Genomic DNA, 20,912 nt, shown 5'->3' with positions numbered 1-20,912 from the left:
AACCAACATGAAAAAGGAAAATCTAAATATTATAAACACCGTTCAGGTTTTTTACGATTTCTTCCGCGAACTGTGTCGTTTTCAACTCAACGGAATTTTTCAACTGCCTTGCAAGATCATAAGTAACTTTACCCGACGATATGGTCTTTTCCATAGCCTTTTTTATAGATTCGGAAGCTTCAGACCACCCAATGTATTCAAGCATCATACACGCCGACAGGAGCAGAGACCCCGGGTTTACTTTATCCTGATTTGCATATTTCGGAGCTGTACCATGGGTGGCCTCAAAAATTGCGGTAAAATCGCCTATGTTGGCTCCGGGAGCCATTCCTATACCCCCTACCTGAGCCGCGACCGCATCGGAAAGGTAATCACCGTTCAAATTAGGAGTTACTATCACGCCAAATTCCAAAGGCCGCAACAGAACAAGCTGAAACATAATATCCGCAATGCGGTCTTTCAGCGTAATTTTCCCTTCGGGCTGTTTTCCTCCATGCTTTTCCCATAATTCATCTTCGCTTATTACATTATCCGGAAATTCTTCTTTAGCAAGTTCATAACCCCATTTTCTAAACGCCCCTTCTGTAAATTTCTGGATGTTGCCTTTATGCATCATGGTCACGCTTTTAAAACCATTCTTAAGAGCGTGTTTTATCGCCTTCCTTATTATTCTCTTAGAACCGAATTTGCTCATGGGTTTAATCCCGATTCCCGAATCTTCTCTTATATCGGCGGCAAACTGAGCCTTGAGAAAATCGATTATCTTCCTTGCTTCCTGTGAACCTTCCTGCCATTCTATTCCCGCATATACATCTTCGGTATTTTCCCTGAAAATAACCATATTGATTTTATCAGGTTCTTTGACGGGGCTGGGAACTCCTTTATAATGCCTGACAGGACGAACACATGCAAATAGGTCCAGTTGCCGGCGTAAAGAGACATTAAGACTTCTTATCCCTCCGCCGACCGGGGTAGTCAAGGGCCCTTTTATAGCCACAATATATTCTTTTATTTTTCTGAGCGTTTCTTCGGGAAGCCAATTACCTGTCTTTTTATATGCTTTTTCTCCCGCTAAAACTTCAACCCATTCAATTTTCCTGCCTCCGGAATATAATTTTGCCACAGTCTCATCGACAACATAACGTGTAGCTTTCCAGATATCCGGGCCTATTCCGTCCCCCTCCATAAAAGCGATGCAGGGATTGTCCGGGACCACAAGTTTATTTCCTTTAACCGTAATTTTTTCAGCCAATTTTAATTCTCCATAGTTAAAATTAAGACTCGCTAATTTGCGCTTTATACTTTTCAAACCACAGATAGAAGACTTGCCTGCCGGCAGGCGGAGATAAAATCTTTATTATACAATTCTTATATCTCTTTTATCTTTTTCCCTATCTGTATATACATATATCATCTGTGGTTCAAATTCTCCTGCTTTTTTATTTTTAAATTATTTATTAAACTTCTATATCCCCGTGTTTTTTTATATGCTCAACCAGACCGCCATCCTGCAATATTTTCCTCATGGCCGGCGGCAAAGGCGAAAAAACAATTTCATCTCCGGAAGCAAGGTTAACAACTTTTCCGGATTCAAGGTCTGCTTCCAGCATATCCCCTTCTTTAATATTATCTGTATTACAGATAATCACAGGCAGCCCGACATTTATGGCATTCCTAAAAAAAATCCTGGCAAAAGACTTTGCCAGCACGGCGCTGACACCCGCGATTTTTAATATTGCAGGAGCATGCTCCCTGCTTGAACCCAGCCCAAAATTATTTCCTCCGACGACAAAATCACCCTTTTTGACAGACGCAGCGAATTCAGGCCTTGCATCTTCAAGAACATGCCTGGCAAGCTCCGGTAAATTCGACCGAAGATGAAAAAGCCGTCCCGGAGCTATCAAATCGGTGCTTATATCATCTCCGAAAATCCATGCTTTACCTTTTAATTTCACACAACCTCCAAACCGAATACAGTTAAACAGTCGAGCAGTTTAGCAGTAAAAAAAGAAAACTATTGAACTGTTTTTATCTCTCCGGTTGATATACTTTTTTATTTGCGTTTTTTATAAAAACTCTCTTGGATCGGTAATTTTACCGGTCAAGGCGCTCGCCGCGCAGGTGTAAGGCGAAGCAAGATAAATATTGCCTTCCACATTGCCCATCCTTCCCCTGAAATTCCTGTTCTGGGAAGACAGGCAATTTTCACCGTCGGCAAGTATTCCCTGATGCACGCCGACACAGGGACCGCAGCCGGGAGGATTTATTAAAGCGCCCGCTTTTACAAGTTCCGCTATATACCCCTTCTCCATTGCCTGAAGATAGATATTTTTAGATGCCGGGGTTACAAGCAAACGCGTTCCCTTCTTTACTTTTCTGCCTTTCAATAAGCGATAAGCTATCTCAAGGTCTTTTAACCTTCCGTTTGTGCATGTGCCTATGTGTACCTGATGAACTTTTATATCACCGGTTTCGGACACTTTCACGGTATTATCGACCGTATGCGGAAGAGAGACCATAGGTTCCAGTTCGGAAACATTTATCCTGAATTCCTTTTCATATACGGCATCGGGGTCGGCGTTTATTTTTTTGAAATCTTTCTCTCTCTTCATTGCTTTCAGAAAAAGCCTTGTTACATCATCTGATTCTATCAGACCTGTTTTCGCGCCTGCTTCAACGGCCATATTGGCAACCGTAAACCTGTCGCTCATATCCATATTTTTTACCGCTGAACCGGTAAATTCCAATGCTTTATAAGTAGCGCCGTCGGCTCCTATAACTCCTATAAAGTACAGGATCATGTCTTTTGCGGAAACACCGGACCCGAACTCCCCGCCGCAAATAACCTTAAAAGTTTCGGGAACCCTGAGCCATGTCTTGCCCAGGGCAATTCCCACCGCTACATCGGTTGAACCCATACCTGTAGAGAAAGCGCATAACGCGCCGCCGGTACACGTATGGGAATCGGCGCCGATCAGAATGTCCCCGGGTTTAACAAACTTCTCATTAATTATCTGATGGCAAACACCCTCTCCCGCATCAGACAAACAAGACCCTGTTTGATCGGCAAATTCCCTTAGTATATTGTGGTCATTGGAAAGTTCTTTTCTGGGGCTTGGAGCTGCGTGGTCGATGAATAAAACTGTTTTTTGGGGGTTCGCGGATTTCACCAGTCCCATTTTTTTCAGTTGATTAACGGCCAAAGGCCCTGTACCGTCCTGCGTGAGGCAGACATCCACATTTACGACAGCGATATCACCGGCTTTTACTTTTTTTCCGGCATGTTCCCCAATAATTTTTTCGGAAAGAGTTTTCCCCATTATCAAACCGTTTCTTCAAATTTTACAAGATCCTCGAATTTGATATCAAATCCCAATATGCCTATTATTTTATCGCCGGTATCCGTAACAGGAGCGGAAACAGTTATGCAAAGCCTGCCGGTAATTTTAGAAGTATAAAAATCCGTAACACAGGATTTTCCGCTGCTCATAGGCTTTACAAACCATTCCCTGTCGGAAAAATTGCTGTCATGCAGCATTGTTTCGTATTTTGCCTTATCCACTATGCTTGAAATATTCCTTGTAACTTTCCGGCCGGCCTTATCAACCACATACGCGAACTGAATAAACGGGTCTTCTTCCACAAGCGTTTCCAGCACAGGCTCGATTTTCACCGAATTCATGCTCTTTATCCCGGGTTTTTCGGCGTATTCCTCAACAAGGTGAAGAGCAATTTTCCCGGCTCTTAATTTTAAACTGTCAAAATCGGATTGAAAATACTCAGGAAGATATTTCTTCCCTTTTGATAACAATTCTTCGGGCGATACAGATGTAATTCTCCCTTCTTCATACTGTTTCATTACCCAATCAAATATCTTCTTAACCCCGGGGTGGCGTTTATCTATCTTCATATTCTCTTTCAGCCGGATATAAGTATTGAACCAGTGAACAATTCCGGCCACTCCGGATTTATCCGTAATGACTATCTCAATCGGTCGGTTCAATATCTTGGTGGTATCAAATATATTGTATATCTCCTCGTTCTTTAACACCCCGTCGGCATGAATACCGGCGCTCGTTGTATTGAATGTTTTCCCGACAAACGGGTAATTAGACGGGACATCGGCATTTATTACATCCCTGAAATAATTTCCGATATCGGTGATAGCGGCAGTATCCATACCATCATTCGTTCCTTTTAACTGCATATACTCGATAACGGCCGCCTCAACAGGGCAATTTCCGGTTCTTTCCCCGTACCCCAGCAGGCTGCCGTTTATAAAAGAACAACCGTACAGCCATGCGGCAACAGAATTAATAAGCACCTTATGAAAATCATTATGCCCGTGCCATTCAAGCAATTCACCCGGAACTCCGCCTTCTTTATGAAATGTCTCTATAAGTTTGGGGACTCCCCGAGGAAGCGAAGCTTCAGGATAAGGAAGTCCGTAACCCATGGTATCACAAAGCCTGATTTTAATCGGAATCCCCGACTTCTCGCTGATAGACATAAGTTTCTGCGCAAGAGGAAGAGCAAAACCGTAAATATCAGCCCTGGTAATATCCTCGAAATGACACCTTACCCTTATCCCCTCTGAAACAGCTGTTTCAACGATATCGATATATTTGTGAAACGCGGCCTTTCTGTCGAGTTTCAACTTGAGGTAAATATGGTAATCCGAAACAGAAGTTAAAATTCCTGTTTCTCTTAAACCGGTTTTCTTTACAAGTTTGAAATCGTCTTTTACCGCTCTTATCCAACCTGTCACTTCCGGATACTTAAACCTTTTTCCCATACATTTTTCAACCGCTTCCCTGTCTTTGCTGCTGTACAGAAAAAACTCGGAAGCCCGTATTATGCCGTTGGGTCCGCTTAAACGGCTCAACAAACTGAAAATATCGACAATCTGATTCACAGAATAAGGGGGCCTGGCCTGCTGCCCGTCGCGGAAAGTGGTGTCGGTAATAAAGATATTCTCCGGAATGTTCAGCTTCGGCGCTTTTTTATCAAAAACAATCTTCGGCACGTCAGAATAAGGGAAATAATCCCTGAACAATTCCGGCTCTTCCCTGTTTTTCAGTATAAATTTCTTCGCGGGTTTGCCAAACAATTTTATTTTCTCGCTCATATGATAAACTCTTACGCTCTTTCTGTTTTTTTATCAGCTATTATCTTTAATCCATTTTTCCAGGTCCGCTTTCTGCATAGCGCCCGATATCTGGTTTTTTACTTTGCCTTTCTCAAAAAGTATAAGCGTAGGCACGCTCAATATACTGTATTTTGAGGAAATACCGGGGCAATTATCTACATCCGCCTTGGCAAAAACGACATTATTAATACTATCGGAAACAGCTTCAAATACGGGAGCCAGCATTTTACAGGGCATACACCATTCGGCGGAAAAATCTACAAGAACCGATTTCTGGTTGTTGATAACTTTTTCTTCAAAATCAGCATCGGAAACATGAACTATCGCCATTTTTAACCTCCTTTTACTATGTTAAAAACTAAAATTGAGTGACAATGTTACCATTTAAAAACTTTCAAATGCAACAAAAATTTAACCCGTCTGATAACTTCCAAAGGATTGAAATTTAAACATAATTAATCATCATTAACCATAAAAAATAAAATTAAAATATCCCGGCATAAAAACATAAATATTGATTTATTATACCTGCTTTACAGCTCATTTAACCCATTAGAAATAGGTTGCGGTAATCCTTTTTTATAGCATACAGGTTGCATACTTGATATATACTGATATTTTTGAGGTTACCGTTCATATGATAACTTTTCATATTTAGTGACTTGACAGATACAAACACCGGGGGTATACTAGTATGGTCTTGCACAACCATTAAACATAGGGGTTAATAAAAACGTGACAAACCACTCGCTAGACAGAAATAGACCCGTTTTCCTGTATATGCAATTAACAGAAGTCCTGCGCAACAAGATAAGAGACCATACCTATAAGCCGGGCGAAATGATTCCATCCGAAGAAAAACTCAGCAAACTTTATCAGGTAAACCGCGCAACTGTGAGAAAAGCCATCGCCGAATTAATTAAGGGAGACCTTTTATATGCTGTTCCGGCTACAGGGACTTTTGTTTCAGAACCGGAAAAAGTAACCACTGCGATTTCGGCCGAAAACAAAAATCTTACTTTCTGCTGGATAATAAAGGCTTACGGATTATCGGTTTTAGGGCCTTATCACATGGATCTCCTTACCGCTATTCAATCTGAACTTTCAAGCAACAACAACCATCTTGTCTTTCAGGATATATCCAAAAACGCAGAGCTACAGTATTCCGACCATTGGTCGGGATATTTTCTCATAGGAGAATTGCCGGATAATATAATAGAAAAATGTTACGGCAGTGAATTACCCTGTGTTTTTATAGACAGCAAACCATGCAATAAAATGCCTTCGGTCATTTCTGAAAATTACATGGGCGCCAAGGAAGCCGTCAAGCATCTTGTTGACTTAGGCCACAAACGGATAGCTTATATCCATTCCGACATAGAATCTTTTGTGGCAAATGAAAGGTTCAGGGGTTATATTGATGCTTTGAAGGAATCCGGCATACCTATAGACAAAAACATCACAGCCGTAGGCGACATGCAGGTTGAAGGAGGCGTCAGGGCGACGGAAAAGATCCTGAAAGACGCCCCCGACATAACTGCAATCTTTTCGGTTAACGATGAAACCGCCATAGGCGCATTAAAAGTGATGTCTCATAAAGGGATTTCCGTGCCAAAGGATATTTCTATTATCGGATTCGATGATATCGGATGGTCAAGACATTCCATCCCTCCTCTTACAACCGTCAGGATATTCAGACCGGAACTCGCTTTCTATAGCGTAGAGCTGATGATGAATATGATTGAAAGGGACAATAACACATGCGCTCCTACAATCAGCATGCCGACAGAGCTGATTGTAAGAGAATCAACAGCGCCCGCGAAAGCCGGCTTACCAAAAGAAGGTGTGAAGTGAAAAATAATCATTTTTTAATAACAATATGCTTTTCCATTTTGTTCCTTAATTTACATACCGTTTTACCGGCATCACCAAAATTAAGCAATCCGGGCTCAGAAAAAATAGTCGAATATGAAAAATACGGGCGTTTTGAAAACCCCGGCACATTAAAGTACAAATATAAAATAATGGACCAGCCCGGCCTGGCGGCGGCAATCGGCGAAGGCATATTCCCTGATACAACATCTGTTTTTAAAGACCCCGAATATCTGAAAGCTCTGAGAACACGTAAACTCGAGGGAAAGCAATGGGATTTCATAAATACCGACGATCATATGACAAACTTTTACAAATGGGCGACTATAAATGAAGACCCGGGGGTAAAACTGTATTATACCGCTCTTGCCCTGGAAAAAGCGGGAGAATATGAACACGCGTTAAAAGCTTATTATGCGGTTATCGTAATGTTTCCCAGAGCTGTCGGATGGACATACTGGCACACACCTTTATATATGTCAAAACTCGCCTACGACAGAATAGACATGCTTTTAAGAAAACACCCCGAACTGGGTATGAAAATGAAAAACACAAAAGTCGACATAATCAACGGATTTGACAATGATCTTAAAAACGACAAGTTCTTAATAGATCCCGGTTATATCGTGGAATGCGATCCGGATGAAGTAATTCCCCCCAGGCCGGATCTTTCAAAAATGGAATCAATCGAAACAAGAGGGGGAGACTATGTAAAACTCGTAAAATATGAAAACGGCCACTGGCAGATGTTTGTCGACGGAAAACCCTTCATCATGAAAGCAATGGCATATTCCCCCAACGTTGTAGGCAGAAGCCCGGAATTCGGCACCCTTACCGTGCATAAAGACTGGCAGTTTGACGATCTGAACAAAAATGGCAGAATTGACGGTTTTTTTGATTCATGGATTGATAAAAACGCAAACAACATCCAGGACGCCGATGAACCTGTTGTCGGAGACGGAACCCTGCTCAGGGAAATGGGCTGCAATGTAATAAGATGTTATCACGGAATATATAATAAGGAACTTTTCAGAAAATTGAAAGAGGATTACGGCATTTACGCAATAGTCGGTAATTATATAGGCGTTTATGCTGTTGATTCCGGAGCTACATGGCTGGAAGGGACTGATTACACAAACTCGGAACAGAAAAAAAACATGCTTAAAAGCGTACGCGACATGGTCGAAGACCTGAAAGATGAAGACTTCATAATAATGTGGGTGCTCGGCAATGAGAATAATTACGGAAACGCAAATAATTCCCAGTCTCATCCGGACGCTTACTATTCCTTCGCAAATGAGGCGGCAAAATTAATTCACGAATTAGACCCGATGAAAAGGCCCGTCGCAATCTGCAACGGCGATGTATTTCTTATCGACAAATGCGCCGAATTCGCGCCGGATATAGATGTGTATGGTTCTAACTGTTACAGAGGCACCTTCGGATTCGGAAACCACCTGTGGTCGGATATAAAAAATATTTATGACAGGCCGGTCCTGATAACGGAATACGGGTGCTCCGCTTACTTTAACAACCAGAGCCTTGAATACGGAGAAGAAAAACAGATGCTTTATCATAAAGGCAACTGGGAAGATATAGCTTTTAACGCGGCGGGAGAGAGCGGCGAGGGTAACGCGATAGGCGGTGTTGTCTATGAGTGGGCTGATGAATGGTGGAAAAGGATGGACCTGACGGATGCCGCCGTACAGGATACCATTCCCAGTTTCGGAGCGCCTATGCCCGACGGATGGAGTCATGAGGAATGGCTGGGAATAACATCACAGGGTGACGGCAAAAACAGCCCCTTCTACAGGCGTTTGAGGCCGGCCTATTTTTATTATAAAGAAGTCTGGAATAAGGATTGACTACAAAATTTCTGTCTGTTAATCTTTTAAAATCTGAAAAATGAGCTATCATAAGGAGGAATGAACGATGAAGAAATGTATATTATTTACTTTCGCCATTCTTGTCACAAGCTTTGCGGTAGGCGTTGATTTTCCTTTCAATGTCTACACAGATAATATGGCAAAAGGAAACCATTACGTGCCTTCGGGCTGGATGGGAGACGTAGGCGCAATTCAGGCAAATCAAAACTGCACAGAAACCCCTTACACCGGAAAAACATGTATAAAAATAACTTATACGGGAAAAACAACAAATAGCCAGGGTTGGATAGGAATATACTGGCAAAACCCTGCCAACAACTGGGGAAGTTCCAAAGGCGGTTATAACCTTACCGGCGCAAAAGCTCTTGAATTCTGGGCTCGCGGCGAAAAAGGCGGAGAAACCGTAGAATTTAAAATGGGAGGAATCACCGGGGAATTTTCCGATACCGATACAGTTTCCGGCGGCCCTACAACCCTTACAAACGAATGGAAAAAATATTCAATAGATCTTTCAGGCGCCGACCTCAGCTATATCAGCGGCGGATTCTGCTTCGCGGCTTCGCAACTTGACAATCCGGACGGAGCCGTATTTTATTTAGACGACATTCAATACGTGCAGTAAATTCTCACAGCGCCGGAAAAGCGGACATGCTTTTCCGGCGCCTTTAAGGAGATCTCATGAAAAAACGGTTTTTTTATATTATCTGTTCCCTTTCGATAATTATCCTGGTATTGCTTTTTTCCATCAGGGTTTCCCCTTTCAAGGAAGATTTCGGCGTAACGCCCAAAAAAATATCTCTGGCGTCATACATGCTATCCAAGGCTAATTATTTTTTCGATGAGATCAACGCCGTTCCTCAAAACGTATTCATAGAAACGGAAAACGAAAAATCCCAAATGGTGGTAAACAACAATCCCTTTTTTATAAAAGGAGTATGCTATTCCCCTATTTCGGTCGGACAGGACGGCTCTTATGATTTTTACAGAGACCCGAACAGGCCATGGACCATAGACGGTCCTATGATGGAAAATATGGGTGTCAATACAATCAGGCTATACAAACCCAGTCCGTTCCCCGAAGCCACAAAACAGGTTATAAGGTATTTTTACAAGAAACACGGCATTATGTCCATTATGGGGCACTACCTCGGGCTCTGGAATTCCCCGAATTACGGCGATAAGGAATTCACTGACGCCATAAAAACAGATGTCATAGCCATGGTAAAAGAATACAAGGATGAGCCCGGAATACTTTTCTGGCTGCTCGGAAATGAAACAAACATAAGTTTCGGATACGAAGAAATAAACCCGTGGTCAACGCCTGAAATAGATGAAATCAAAAATCCTTATGAAAGAAGAATCGCGAAAGCAAAATTATTTTATTCCTTTGTCAACGATATCGCAAAAGCAATAAAGGAAATAGATCCGAACCATCCGGTAGCTTTAGGAAATTCCGACGCGACTTTTCTGGAGATAGCAAAAGAAGTTACACCTGATATAGATCTTGTCGCATCCAACGTATACAGGGGCAAAACATTCGGAAACTTCTTCAGGCAGGTCCAGCGCAAATACGGCAAACCGGTTGCTGTTGTCGAATTCGGCTGTGACGCCTATGATGCCCATAAAGCAAGGGAAGACCAGGACACACAGGCAGTATTCATCTCTTCCCAGGTAAAAGACCTCATCGAAAACAGTTATTACGGAACAGGTATTGGGAACTGTCTCGGAGGATGTGTTTTTGAATGGAACGACGAATGGTGGAAATACAATGACGGCGGTTACGACACACAGGATGAAACAGGCAGCTGGTCCAAAGGGGAATATTATAAAGACATAGAAGCTCCCGGTAACATGAACATGAATGAAGAATGGTGGGGCATCAATTCCCTGTCCGACAAAAATGAACTCGGCGTTGAAAAACGCATACCGAGAAAAACATATTATGAACTTAAGGCGCTCTACACTCAGGATTTACTTCCTAAAAATGTAAAAGAAGAGAATCTTCAGGAATAAAATGCCTGTTAAGAGATTTGTTTTTTGTCTGCTTATTATCTGTTTTGCCGGTTTACCCGTTTCTTTTTGCGGTTCCGAAAGCGCTGAAATTTCATCGTTTTCGGCCGAATACCTGCAAAAAATCTATTTCTGGCTGAAACTACAACAATCTCAAACCACTGGGCTTGTGGAAAGCTTCAGTGAAACAGGAGATGTCGAGCTTTCCGCGCAGGCATCCACATATGATCAGGCTGTAGCAGGAATATGCTTCCTCCTTATGGGTGATTATGAATCCGCAGATAAAATACTGCTTTTTTTCGACAACCGCTGGAATGACAGGGGCTACATAAATTTTTATAATACCATAACCGGAGACTTCGGGATTGAAACGCGTATCCACACGGGCCCCAATCTCTGGATTGCCCTGCTCGCCCTGCAATATGACAAATTCACCAACACAGAAAGATACTCACCTCTCGCAAGAAAAATCGTAAGGTGGGTGGGAGACACTATGCCGCATAAAGACGGAGGCATAGCCATGAGTTACCTTAATGATACGGTGCCATGGAGAGAGGTTTACTCGACCGAAAACAATATAGATTATTATGCCCTTACAAAAATCCTGGAAGAAAATGCGGATTCTGAAATCGAAAAGGCTTTTTTCCATAAAGAAAAAAGGGGCGTCGCCGACTGGCTTAAAAACGTAGTTTTTGACCAGCAAACAGGTGTTGTTTACAGGGGTTTTAACGATAACGGATTAGACCGGACACTCGCGCTTGACACAATATCATGGATGATAACCGCATTATCACCGGAATTCACAAATGAAAATTTCGGCATAGCCCCCGATTTTCTTGTCGAATTCGCGGAAAAAGAATTTATGATCAAAGACAAAGGGATTGAGGGGTTCGATTTTACCGACAAAACAAACACCGAAAAGACCGGAAGGAACAGGGTCATATGGCTTGAAGGCACCGGACAGATGGTCAACACATATATGGCTCTCCACGAGTATAACATCGAAAAATTCAAGGAACTAAAAGATACATATCCGAAAGCCGCGGCTAAAATGGCTGAAAAAGCCGATTATTACGTTTACAACGCGACTTTTTTCCTCGGCGAAATGGACAAACTGAAAGTGGAAGAAAAAAAATATCTAATTGACCCTTCAGTCACTCAAACACTTGAAGTCCTGGATTTTCTCTGTTCTTACCATTCTCAAAAAGCGAATAAAGGCAATCTTTTCAGCAAAGGCAGGGCCGAACACTATGCCAAACTCATGGATAATCTCGCTAAAAAAATATCCGAAGCAGAAACAGTCGAAACAGCCGGTATCCCTTACTCCTCCAGACCCTATATTTACACCTTTGCCGACGGCTGGCTGACTCCTCATGAAAAAAGCACAAATACCGACCCGACTGCCGCGAGCGCCACAAGCTGGAGAATAATCTGCGCCTATATAAACCCGTTTAAACCGCTGGGCAGGTTCGGCAGGACAAAACTACCGAAAATAAAAACCATTGATATACCCAGCGCAGATTTTGATTTCGATATCATGTCGCTCCCTCCCGCCCTTAATTCGTCAGGGCTTTTAAAAGGCGCTTTTGACAATTTGAACAACGGCAATATCCTGTTAGCGGAGGAATACTCACTCATAGTCGCGGATAAATATAAAGCCGAAGCAGTAAAACAGCAGGAGGAAAAACTGAAAAACGAGAAGGATTTAATCTACTGGGAAGAAGGGGATTACAAATCAAAAGCAAAAATATTCAAATACGACAAATTGAATGATGTGGGAACCGCGCTTTTTATACTGGGAAAAATCTACTTTGACCAGCGCAAATACAAAGAGTCTTTACTGTGCTTCAAAACATTGGTCGAAAAGTTTTATCTTGCGCAAACATGGGATCCAAACGGCTGGTTCTGGCCGCCCGCAAGCGCGGCGCAGACCGAATATCTTGATATATACCCTGAACTGAAATAGGTTTAATCCTAATAAACAACCCTGTATAAATACAAACCCTGCGGCGGGGCTATCGGCGAGGCGCCTGACCTGCTCCTGCTGGACAAGATTTTTTTAATCTCCTCCGTTTTCTTTTTTCCCCTGCCCGCATCCACAAGCGTTCCCACAATACTCCTCACCATTTTATAGAGAAAACCGTCGCCTGTAATATCAATCTGTATTTTTGATCCGGTCTTTTTTATATCTATACTGTAAATCGTTTTTACGGGGTTACCCGTTTTCCCTTTAGTGTTAACTCCAAAAGAAGAAAAGTCATGTCTGCCCAAAAGATGCTTAGCCGCCTTTTTCATTTTTCCTGTTTCCAGACGGTACGGGATAAACCAGACCCTGTTTCTTTCAAGTGCCGGCGGTGTTCTGCCGTTGAAAATAATATATCTGTAATGTTTAAGTTTTGCCGAATATCTGGAATGAAAATTAATATTCGTTTCCGACACTTTTTTTACGGATATTCCTTCGGGAAGCCATGCATTCAAAGCTTTCTGCATTTTCCGGCATGATAGACCGTTGTCGGTAAAAAAATTTGCTGTTTGCGCTTTGGCATGAACACCGGCATCAGTCCTGCCGGAACCGGAAACCCGGACTCTATGGGACAATATCTTTTCAAGTGTTTTCTCGATTGCATGCTGTACGGTCGGAGCGTTATTCTGGGTTTGCCAGCCGCTGAAAAGCAAACCGTCATACTCAATTACCAGTATTATGTTTCGGGATAATTTAGTTTCGCTTTCAGCAGCCATTATTTTTCCCGCCGGCGGCAGTTTCATTCGGCACCCGGGATATCCTTCCCGATACCCGCATCCTTCAGACGGCACTAAACGGAGTGGTTAACATAAGAGCACAACCCTGTATTTCATTTTTTCAGGCTTATACAAATACAGGGCCGTTATAAATACTTCAGCAGTTCTTCCGCGATCTGCACCGCATTAAGAGCGGCGCCTTTCCTGATCTGGTCACCTACTACAAAAAATGACAAACCGTTGGGCACGCTGTAATCCTCGCGCAGCCTGCCCACGGCGCAATCATCTTTGCCGCTCCAGTAAAGAGGCATAGGATATACATTTCGGGAAGTGTCATCATATAACTGCACACCCGGAAAACCTTTTATGAGTTCCCTTGCTTTTTCAACGGTCACTTTTGACTCGGTTTCAATATTTACGGCAACCGAATGCGCCCTGAAAACAGGAACCCTCACAGTAGTGCAAACCGCAACCAGTTTATTATCCCCCAGAATTTTCCTGGATTCATTATGAAGTTTCATTTCTTCATTGGTAAAACCGTTCCCGGCAAAAGCATCAATATGGGGTATGACATTAAATGCTATCTGATAAGGGAAAATAGCGCTTTTCAGTTCTTTTTTGTTTGCCCAATCCAATATCTGGTCTTCAAGCTCTTTTATGGCCTTAGCGCCCGCCCCCGAAACAGACTGGTAACTCGAGGCAACAATTCTTTTGACACGTGAAAACTTATGAATCGGCGCAATGCCCATCAGGGCTACGGCGGTAGTGCAGTTCGGGTTTGCAATTATACCCTTTTTTCTGTAATTTTTCACTTCATGGGCATTGATTTCCGGCACAACAAGGGGAATATCAGGTTCCATCCGGAAAGCGCTTGTATTATCTATAACGACAGCGCCCGCTTTTACCGCGGAGGGAACAAATCTTTTGCTGACAGACCCGCCTGCGCTGAAAAAAGCAATATCAATATTTTTAAACGAATCTTCTGAAAGGATTTCTATCTTTTTTGAGGAAGCTCCAAATACAAATTCCTTTCCCCCGGACCGTTCAGACGCAAGCCCTTTAATGTTATTCACGGGGAATTTCTTTTCCTGCAGGATAGAAATAATTTCCTGTCCTACAGCGCCCGTTATTCCGGCTATGGCAATATTATACTTTTTCATATTTCTCCGTTTTGAATTAATTCCTCTTTTTATAAAGCGCTGACTACAAGGTCTCCTACTTGAGTCGTGCTGTAACCCATCTTGCCGGCTGAAAGGCTCTTTAATTTAGGTGTTATGCCCATAACGGTTTTTTCTATCGTTTTTCCGGCATTTTCCTCTCCTATAACCTCCAGCATCATACCCCCGGCGCAGATGGCAGCCAGAGGATTAATGACATTTTTACCCGTATACTTAGGAGCAGAACCTCCTATAGGCTCAAACATCGAAACACCTTCCGGGTTGATATTTCCGCCTGCGGCTATACCCATACCGCCCTGGATCATCGCTCCAAGGTCCGTAATGATATCGCCGAACATGTTATCCGTTACGATAACATCAAACCACTCGGGATTCTTAACCATCCACATACATGTTGCGTCAACATGGGCATAATCCCGTTGTATATCTTTATAATCTTTTTCGCCGATTTCATGGAATGCCCTCTCCCACAAATCAAAAGCGTATGTTAAAACGTTGGTTTTACCGCAAAGTGTAAGTTTTTTGGTTTTATTCCTCTTTCTTGTAACTTCAAACGCGTATCTCAGGCATCTTTCAACGCCTTTTCTCGTATTAATGGATTCCTGAACCGCCACTTCATCTTTTGTGCCTTTTTTCAGATAACCGCCTGTTCCCACATACAGGCCTTCCGTATTTTCTCTCACAACCACAAAATCTATATCCTCCGGTTCCTTGTCCTTGATGGGCGTCCAAACACCCGGATAGAGTTTGACAGGCCTCAAATTAATATACTGGTCAAGAGAAAAACGGAGATTCAGCAATATGCCTTTCTCAAGGACTCCCGGTTTTACGTCAGGATGCCCTATGGCGCCAAGATAAATCGCGTCGACTTTCCTGAGCTCTTTCACGGCCGATTCAGGAAGGGTTTCTCCTGTTTTTTTATAACGTTCCCCTCCAAAATCATAATTTTCAAAATCAAGTTTGAACCCGAATTTCTGGGAAACAGCCTTTAAAACCTTAATACCCTCATTTATTACTTCGGGGCCTGTCCCATCGCCCGGAATTACCGCGATTTTATATGATTTTTTCATTACTTATTCCTTTCAGATTTTTTTTCACTTTGAGCCGTAACATATTTCATCAACCCGCCGGATTTAATCAAATTTCTCATAAATTCCGGTATGGGGTTGGCTTCGTATTCCTTCCCGGTAGTCAGATCCTTTATCAATCCGGTTTCGGGGCTAACCTGAATTTCATCCCCCTCTTTTATGTTTTCAGCGGCTTCCGGACAATTAAAAATCGGAAGCCCCATGTTAAAAGCATTGCGAAAAAATATCCTCGCGAATGAAACAGCTATAATACAGCTGATTCCCGCCGCTTTTATGGATATAGGCGCATGTTCTCTCGAAGAACCGCAGCCGAAATTTTTACCGCCTATTATGATATCCCCTTTCGAGATTTTTCTGATGAAATCAGGGTCGGCGTCTTCCATGCAATGCTTCGCCAACTCAGCCGGGTCAGAGCTGTTAAGGTACCTGGCCGGAATTATCTCGTCAGTATTTATATCATTTCCGAATTTCCACGCTTTGCCTTTAAACATAATCATATGCTCCTGACATACTACTTCAATATCTCTTCAGGTGAAACTATTTTGCCCTTTACGGCAGACGCGGCAGCCACGGCCGGCCCCGAAAGATAAACCTTGCTTTTCGGATGTCCCATCCTGCCTACAAAATTCCTGTTTGTCGTGGCAAGAGCTTTTTCCCCGGCGGCAAGTATTCCCATATGCCCCCCGAGACACGGCCCGCACGTGGGAGTGGAAACCACCGCTCCGGCTTTGATAAATATTTCAATCAGCCCTTCGTTCAAAGCTTCAAGATAGACTTTCTGCGAACCGGGTATTATAATGCATCTCAAATATTTTGCAACCTTCTGACCTTTCATTATCCGGGCGGCTATTCTTAAATCTTCAATTCTTCCGTTGGTACAGGAACCTATAACGACCTGGTCCAGTTCAACATCTCTGAGGTCCGAAACAGGCTTCACATTTTCCGGAAGATTCGGACATGCGACCTGCAACTCGATACTGTCCGTATTTATTTTAATAACATCCGAATACGAAGCATCGGGATCGCTATCGTAGAAAGTGTATTTCTTTTTCGCTCTCCGGCTCACATATTCTTCAGTTATGCTGTCCGGTATGAAAATACCGTTTTTAGCCCCGGCTTCAATCGCCATATTGGCCATCGAAAAACGACCCGCCATATCCACATATTTCAAGGCAGGCCCCGTAAATTCCATCGCCTTATACAATGCGCCGTCAACTCCTATCCTGCCTATTGTATAAAGTATAAGGTCTTTGCCGGAAACCCACTTTTTAAGCTTCCCGGTATACACAAACTTGATTGTTTCCGGAACCTTAAACCATGCCTTGCCTTCAACCATGGCCGCAGCCAGATCAGTGCTTCCAACACCGGTTGAAAAAGCTCCGAGAGCGCCGTAAGTGCAGGTATGGCTGTCAGCTCCTATTACAATCTCCCCGGGTAAAACTATGCCCTGCTCGGGAAGAAGCACATGTTCTATCCCGACTTCTCCTATTTCAAAATAATGGGTTATCCCGTATTTCTTCGCAAAATCCCTTAGAATTTTACAGTGTTCCGCGCTGGCAATATCTTTATTCGGGGTAAAATGGTCCGGCACAAGCACAATCTTGTCCTTATCGAATACATTTTTTACTCCCGTTTTTTCGAATTCTCTTATTGCTATCGGAGCAGTAACATCATTACCTAATGCAATATCCACATCGGCAATAATCAATTCCCCGGGATACACTTTATCCCTAAGCGCATGAGCGGCTAAAATTTTTTCAGTTATAGTCATTCCCATATAATAAACCTATAATTTCCCAATATTTATATTTTGCGATTTAAGAGTGATAATTATATAATCTTACCAAATTCAGTGCAACCCAATTTTACGTAATTTTTTAATATTTAATCCGGTTATGAAAGAAAAAACTCTTTCCAAAAAAATAATTTATAAAGGCAAGATATTAGACCTTGAAAAGGCTCTTGTCAAGCTTGTTAATGGAGAAAAAGCCGAGCGCGAAGTCATAAGGCACAATGGAGCGTCAGCCGTAATAGCCGTAGAAAAGCCGGATAGCATTATCCTTATCAGGCAATTCAGATATCCTGTCGGAAAAACCCTTTTCGAAATACCGGCTGGCAGGATTGATAAAAATGAGTCCCCACTGGATTGTATAAAGCGTGAAATGGCGGAAGAAACAGGATATAAATTAAAGAACATAACCAAACTTTTGGATTTATACCCCTGTGTCGGCTACAGTGATGAGGTAATTCACATTTACAAAGCCGAAACGGGAAAAAGAGGGAAACCAAGGCCCGAATCCGATGAAAATATCAGAATCAGCAGGGTAAAACTCCCGAAAGCGCTGGAAATGGTGCGAAAAGGTAAAATAAAAGACAGCAAAACGATAATAGCCATTCTCGCTTTAAAAACCCTCATAAAGTTATAAATTCATCAAAACCGCTACTTCATCGCAATCCGGAAATTTCGGGCAGTTTATGCATTCGCTCCAGACTTTATGCGGTAAAATTTCTTTTGATACCTTTTCAAATCCGAGTTTCTCGAAATAATGGGGTTTATACGTCAAAGCAAAAACCTTTTTCATTTCCATTTCAACCGCTTCTTTCAAACACGACTGCACCAATTTTGTGCCTATCCCCTGCCTCATAAAAGATTCATGGACCGCCAGAGATTTTATTTCGGCCAGATCCCCCCATACAACATGAAGGGCGCAACATCCGATAGGAAGCCCTTCCTCAGTAGCCACCCAGAAATCCCGTATATTCTCATATATCAGGCTTAAAGGCCTGGCAAGCATGTCTCCTTTTTCCGCGTAAAACTTGATCAAGCTGTGGATTTGTTTTGCGTCACTGATTTTTGCTTTTCTTATTTTTACTTCCATTTTTCTTCCCTTCGTAGACACCCATTTTCCTGAATTTATTATACCTGCTTTGCGTAAGTTCTGAAACAGGAACTTTCTGCAGTTCTTTTAAGTTTCTTACTAAAACTTTTTTCAAACTGCCGGCGACTTCATCGGAATCCCTGTGCGCCCCGCCCGAAGGTTCCTTAACAATCTCATCAACTATTCCGAGTTTTATCAGGTCATCGGCCGTGAGTTTTAACGCGTCGGCGGCGACTTTCGCTTTTGACCTGTCTTTCCATAATATCGCGGCGCAGCCTTCCGGTGAGATAACAGAATAATATGCATTCTGCAATATTAATATCCTGTCGCCGACTCCTATCCCAAGAGCTCCGCCGGAACCGCCTTCTCCTATTATTACGCATATTATAGGAACTTTTATTAAAGACATCTCTCTCAAATTTACAGCTATCGCTTCGGCTTGCCCTCTTTCTTCCGCCCCTATTCCGGGATAAGCCCCGGGAGTATCGATAAAAGAGACCACCGGGATTCCTGTTTTTTCCGCGATTTTCATCAGGCGAAGCGCTTTTCTGTATCCTTCGGGGTGAGCGCAGCCAAAATTCCTCATCAGGTTTTCTTTTGTATCTCGTCCTTTCTGATGTCCTATCGCCATTATTTTAATGTCATCTATTTCCGCAAGCCCCCCGATTAAAGCCCTGTCATCCGAAAATCTCCTGTCCCCGCGCAATTCAAGGAATGAGCTGAATATCCTTTCAGCGTAATCAAGGAAATAAGGTCTCTTCGGATGGCGGGCTATCTGCACTCGCTGTGACGCCGAAAGCCCGGAAAAGACTTCATCTTTTATCTTCTTCAGCTTGACCTGAAGACCTTTAATCTCTTCCGAAACATCTATCCCCTCTTCGGCAGAGAATTTTCTCAAATCCGAAATTTTTCTTTCCAATTCCAATATCGGTTTTTCAAAATCTAACCCGCCGCCGTTCATAGTATCTCCACTGGTCCATTTAATCGACAATCGTTACTTCTGTCCCTACAGGTATTATTTTAAATATCTCTTCAACATCGTGATTATACATCCTGACACAACCCGCGCTGCTCTGATATCCTATGGTCTCGGGTTCTGTTGTCCCGTGTATCCCGTAACTTTTATAAGGTTCATTAAACCCCATCCACCTGCTCCCCAAAATATTTCTCGGGTCTTCGGGAGGGATGCCTTTCCACGGCGGATTTTCAATTTTATTGATTATATTAAACTTGCCCGTCGGAGTCGAATTTTCCACGCCTGTACCTACCGTATAAATCTTAAACATTTTGCTGTCCGCCAACAACATAAGCTTGTTCTGGGATTTATCAATCGAAATTGAAAATGTAACTTTGGGGACCTTTAAGCTTTGTCCTGCCCTTATAAGTCCGGTGTCCAGTTTGTTAATATTCTTTATCAAATCAATCGTTGTATTATACCTGTTCGCTATCCTGGAAAGGGAATCGCCATTCTCGACAATATAATTTTCAGCGAAAGGATTCTCCTTTTCGGAAAAGAGAATCAGTATATTGGCATCCCCGAATTTTTCCTGGGCGCTTTCGGCAAAATCCGAATTCGGGTAATTTCTTACAACATCGACAAATCTTTCCTTCGCGGCGGCAGGATAGCCCTGTTTGAGTTCTATAAGCCCCATAAAATAACTGCTTGACCCGGCAAAAACATCCGAACTGTATTTCCGCAGAACTTCGGAAAAATAATTTTCCGCCGCATTAAGGTCCCCGCTCTCAAACGCAAAAAGACCGAGGTTATAAAGAACTTCGGCTTTCCTGTCCTCTATATTTCCTAATTGTCCCACTTTTTCCCATGCGTCAAAGGCTTCGGGTTTATTAAGTTTTGTCAGGCACCTTGCATAATATATAAGGCTGTCACGGCCTAAATTGGTTTCCTTCTGCGATGAGTAGGCCCTCTGGAATTTCTCCGAAGCAGCGATATAATCACCGGCCGAATACATTTCCCGGCCTGCTTCAAAAGAGGTGTTTGCCATCTTCATGGAAACAGCTTTATGCGCAATTACAACACCCGCTATCAATAAACCTATAAGAATAAGCATTAAGAAATGTTTGGCTTTCATTTTAATTCCTCCGCATATAAT

19 protein-coding genes are annotated in these 20,912 nt (G+C 42.7%); 6 read left to right on the top strand and 13 right to left on the bottom strand.

Features of this window, described 5'->3' with window-relative positions; genetic code table 11:
* Positions 1–22: 22 nt before the first annotated feature.
* The 5 genes from icd to trxA form a co-directional block, all read right to left on the bottom strand.
* A complete protein-coding gene (gene icd / locus M0R36_07520) occupies positions 23–1,252 on the bottom strand; it encodes an isocitrate dehydrogenase (NADP(+)) (GenBank protein ID MCK9555647.1) in 1,230 nt (409 codons plus the stop codon).
* Positions 1,253–1,457: 205 nt separating this feature from the next.
* Entirely contained in the window at positions 1,458–1,955 is a 498-nt protein-coding gene (locus tag M0R36_07515) for a 3-isopropylmalate dehydratase small subunit (GenBank protein MCK9555646.1), read from the bottom strand.
* A 111-nt stretch (positions 1,956–2,066) separates the two neighbouring features.
* Positions 2,067–3,320, bottom strand: coding sequence for a 3-isopropylmalate dehydratase large subunit (locus M0R36_07510; GenBank protein ID MCK9555645.1), 1,254 nt, complete (start codon positions 3,318–3,320; stop codon positions 2,067–2,069).
* A gap of 2 nt (positions 3,321–3,322) precedes the next feature.
* Complete coding sequence (locus tag M0R36_07505; GenBank protein ID MCK9555644.1) at positions 3,323–5,128, bottom strand: histone-lysine N-methyltransferase; 1,806 nt, start codon at positions 5,126–5,128, stop codon at positions 3,323–3,325.
* 33 nt (positions 5,129–5,161) lie between these two features.
* A complete protein-coding gene (trxA, locus tag M0R36_07500; protein ID MCK9555643.1) occupies positions 5,162–5,479 on the bottom strand; it encodes a thioredoxin in 318 nt (105 codons plus the stop codon).
* 450 nt (positions 5,480–5,929) lie between these two features.
* Between trxA and M0R36_07495 the strand changes: the two genes are divergently transcribed.
* The 5 genes from M0R36_07495 (at position 5,930) to M0R36_07475 (ending at position 12,883) form a co-directional block, all read left to right on the top strand.
* Positions 5,930–7,003, top strand: a complete 1,074-nt coding sequence (locus tag M0R36_07495; GenBank protein ID MCK9555642.1) for a GntR family transcriptional regulator — start codon at positions 5,930–5,932, stop codon at positions 7,001–7,003.
* Positions 7,000–8,886, top strand: a complete 1,887-nt coding sequence (locus tag M0R36_07490) for a hypothetical protein (protein MCK9555641.1) — start codon at positions 7,000–7,002, stop codon at positions 8,884–8,886. Before M0R36_07495 ends, M0R36_07490 begins: the two co-directional genes overlap by 4 nt.
* 67 nt (positions 8,887–8,953) lie before the next feature.
* Positions 8,954–9,529 carry a hypothetical protein gene (locus M0R36_07485; GenBank protein MCK9555640.1) on the top strand — a complete coding sequence of 192 codons (576 nt, stop codon included), beginning with the start codon at positions 8,954–8,956 and terminating at the stop codon, positions 9,527–9,529.
* A gap of 56 nt (positions 9,530–9,585) precedes the next feature.
* A complete protein-coding gene (locus M0R36_07480) occupies positions 9,586–10,920 on the top strand; it encodes a hypothetical protein (protein ID MCK9555639.1) in 1,335 nt (444 codons plus the stop codon).
* Between the two features lies 1 nt (position 10,921).
* Entirely contained in the window at positions 10,922–12,883 is a 1,962-nt protein-coding gene (locus M0R36_07475) for a hypothetical protein (GenBank protein MCK9555638.1), read from the top strand.
* An 8-nt stretch (positions 12,884–12,891) separates the two neighbouring features.
* On the opposite strand, the gene truA is transcribed toward M0R36_07475, so the two are convergent.
* From truA to leuC, 5 genes are all read right to left on the bottom strand, one after another.
* Entirely contained in the window at positions 12,892–13,683 is a 792-nt protein-coding gene (gene truA, locus M0R36_07470) for a tRNA pseudouridine(38-40) synthase TruA (protein ID MCK9555637.1), read from the bottom strand.
* A gap of 119 nt (positions 13,684–13,802) precedes the next feature.
* Entirely contained in the window at positions 13,803–14,816 is a 1,014-nt protein-coding gene (locus M0R36_07465; protein ID MCK9555636.1) for an aspartate-semialdehyde dehydrogenase, read from the bottom strand.
* Positions 14,817–14,845: 29 nt separating this feature from the next.
* On the bottom strand, positions 14,846–15,904 hold the full coding sequence (locus M0R36_07460) for a 3-isopropylmalate dehydrogenase (GenBank protein ID MCK9555635.1): 1,059 nt from the start codon (positions 15,902–15,904) through the stop codon (positions 14,846–14,848).
* On the bottom strand, positions 15,904–16,419 hold the full coding sequence (locus M0R36_07455; GenBank protein ID MCK9555634.1) for a 3-isopropylmalate dehydratase small subunit: 516 nt from the start codon (positions 16,417–16,419) through the stop codon (positions 15,904–15,906). Before M0R36_07455 ends, M0R36_07460 begins: the two co-directional genes overlap by 1 nt.
* Before the next feature lie 14 nt (positions 16,420–16,433).
* Positions 16,434–17,699 (bottom strand): 3-isopropylmalate dehydratase large subunit, encoded by a 1,266-nt coding sequence (gene leuC, locus M0R36_07450; GenBank protein ID MCK9555633.1) that lies wholly within the window; start codon positions 17,697–17,699, stop codon positions 16,434–16,436.
* Between the two features lie 118 nt (positions 17,700–17,817).
* Between leuC and M0R36_07445 the strand changes: the two genes are divergently transcribed.
* Complete coding sequence (locus M0R36_07445; protein MCK9555632.1) at positions 17,818–18,348, top strand: NUDIX hydrolase; 531 nt, start codon at positions 17,818–17,820, stop codon at positions 18,346–18,348.
* Here the strand turns inward: M0R36_07445 and M0R36_07440 are convergent.
* The 3 genes from M0R36_07440 to M0R36_07430 are packed head-to-tail and all read right to left on the bottom strand — an operon-like array spanning position 18,343 to position 20,891.
* Entirely contained in the window at positions 18,343–18,801 is a 459-nt protein-coding gene (locus M0R36_07440; GenBank protein MCK9555631.1) for an N-acetyltransferase, read from the bottom strand. The genes M0R36_07445 and M0R36_07440 overlap by 6 nt on opposite strands.
* The gene (locus M0R36_07435; protein ID MCK9555630.1) at positions 18,767–19,762 is read right to left on the bottom strand and encodes an acetyl-CoA carboxylase carboxyltransferase subunit alpha; all 996 of its coding nucleotides are present in this window, start codon (positions 19,760–19,762) and stop codon (positions 18,767–18,769) included. The genes M0R36_07440 and M0R36_07435 overlap by 35 nt, the downstream gene beginning before the upstream one ends.
* A 19-nt stretch (positions 19,763–19,781) precedes the next feature.
* Entirely contained in the window at positions 19,782–20,891 is a 1,110-nt protein-coding gene (locus M0R36_07430) for a L,D-transpeptidase family protein (GenBank protein MCK9555629.1), read from the bottom strand.
* Positions 20,892–20,912 lie beyond the last annotated feature (21 nt).

The sequence above is a fragment of the bacterium genome (assembly GCA_023228325.1).
GTDB lineage: Bacteria > Auribacterota > UBA6266 > UBA6266 > UBA6266 > UBA6266.
This window is presented reverse-complemented; position numbering and strand designations above follow the sequence as displayed.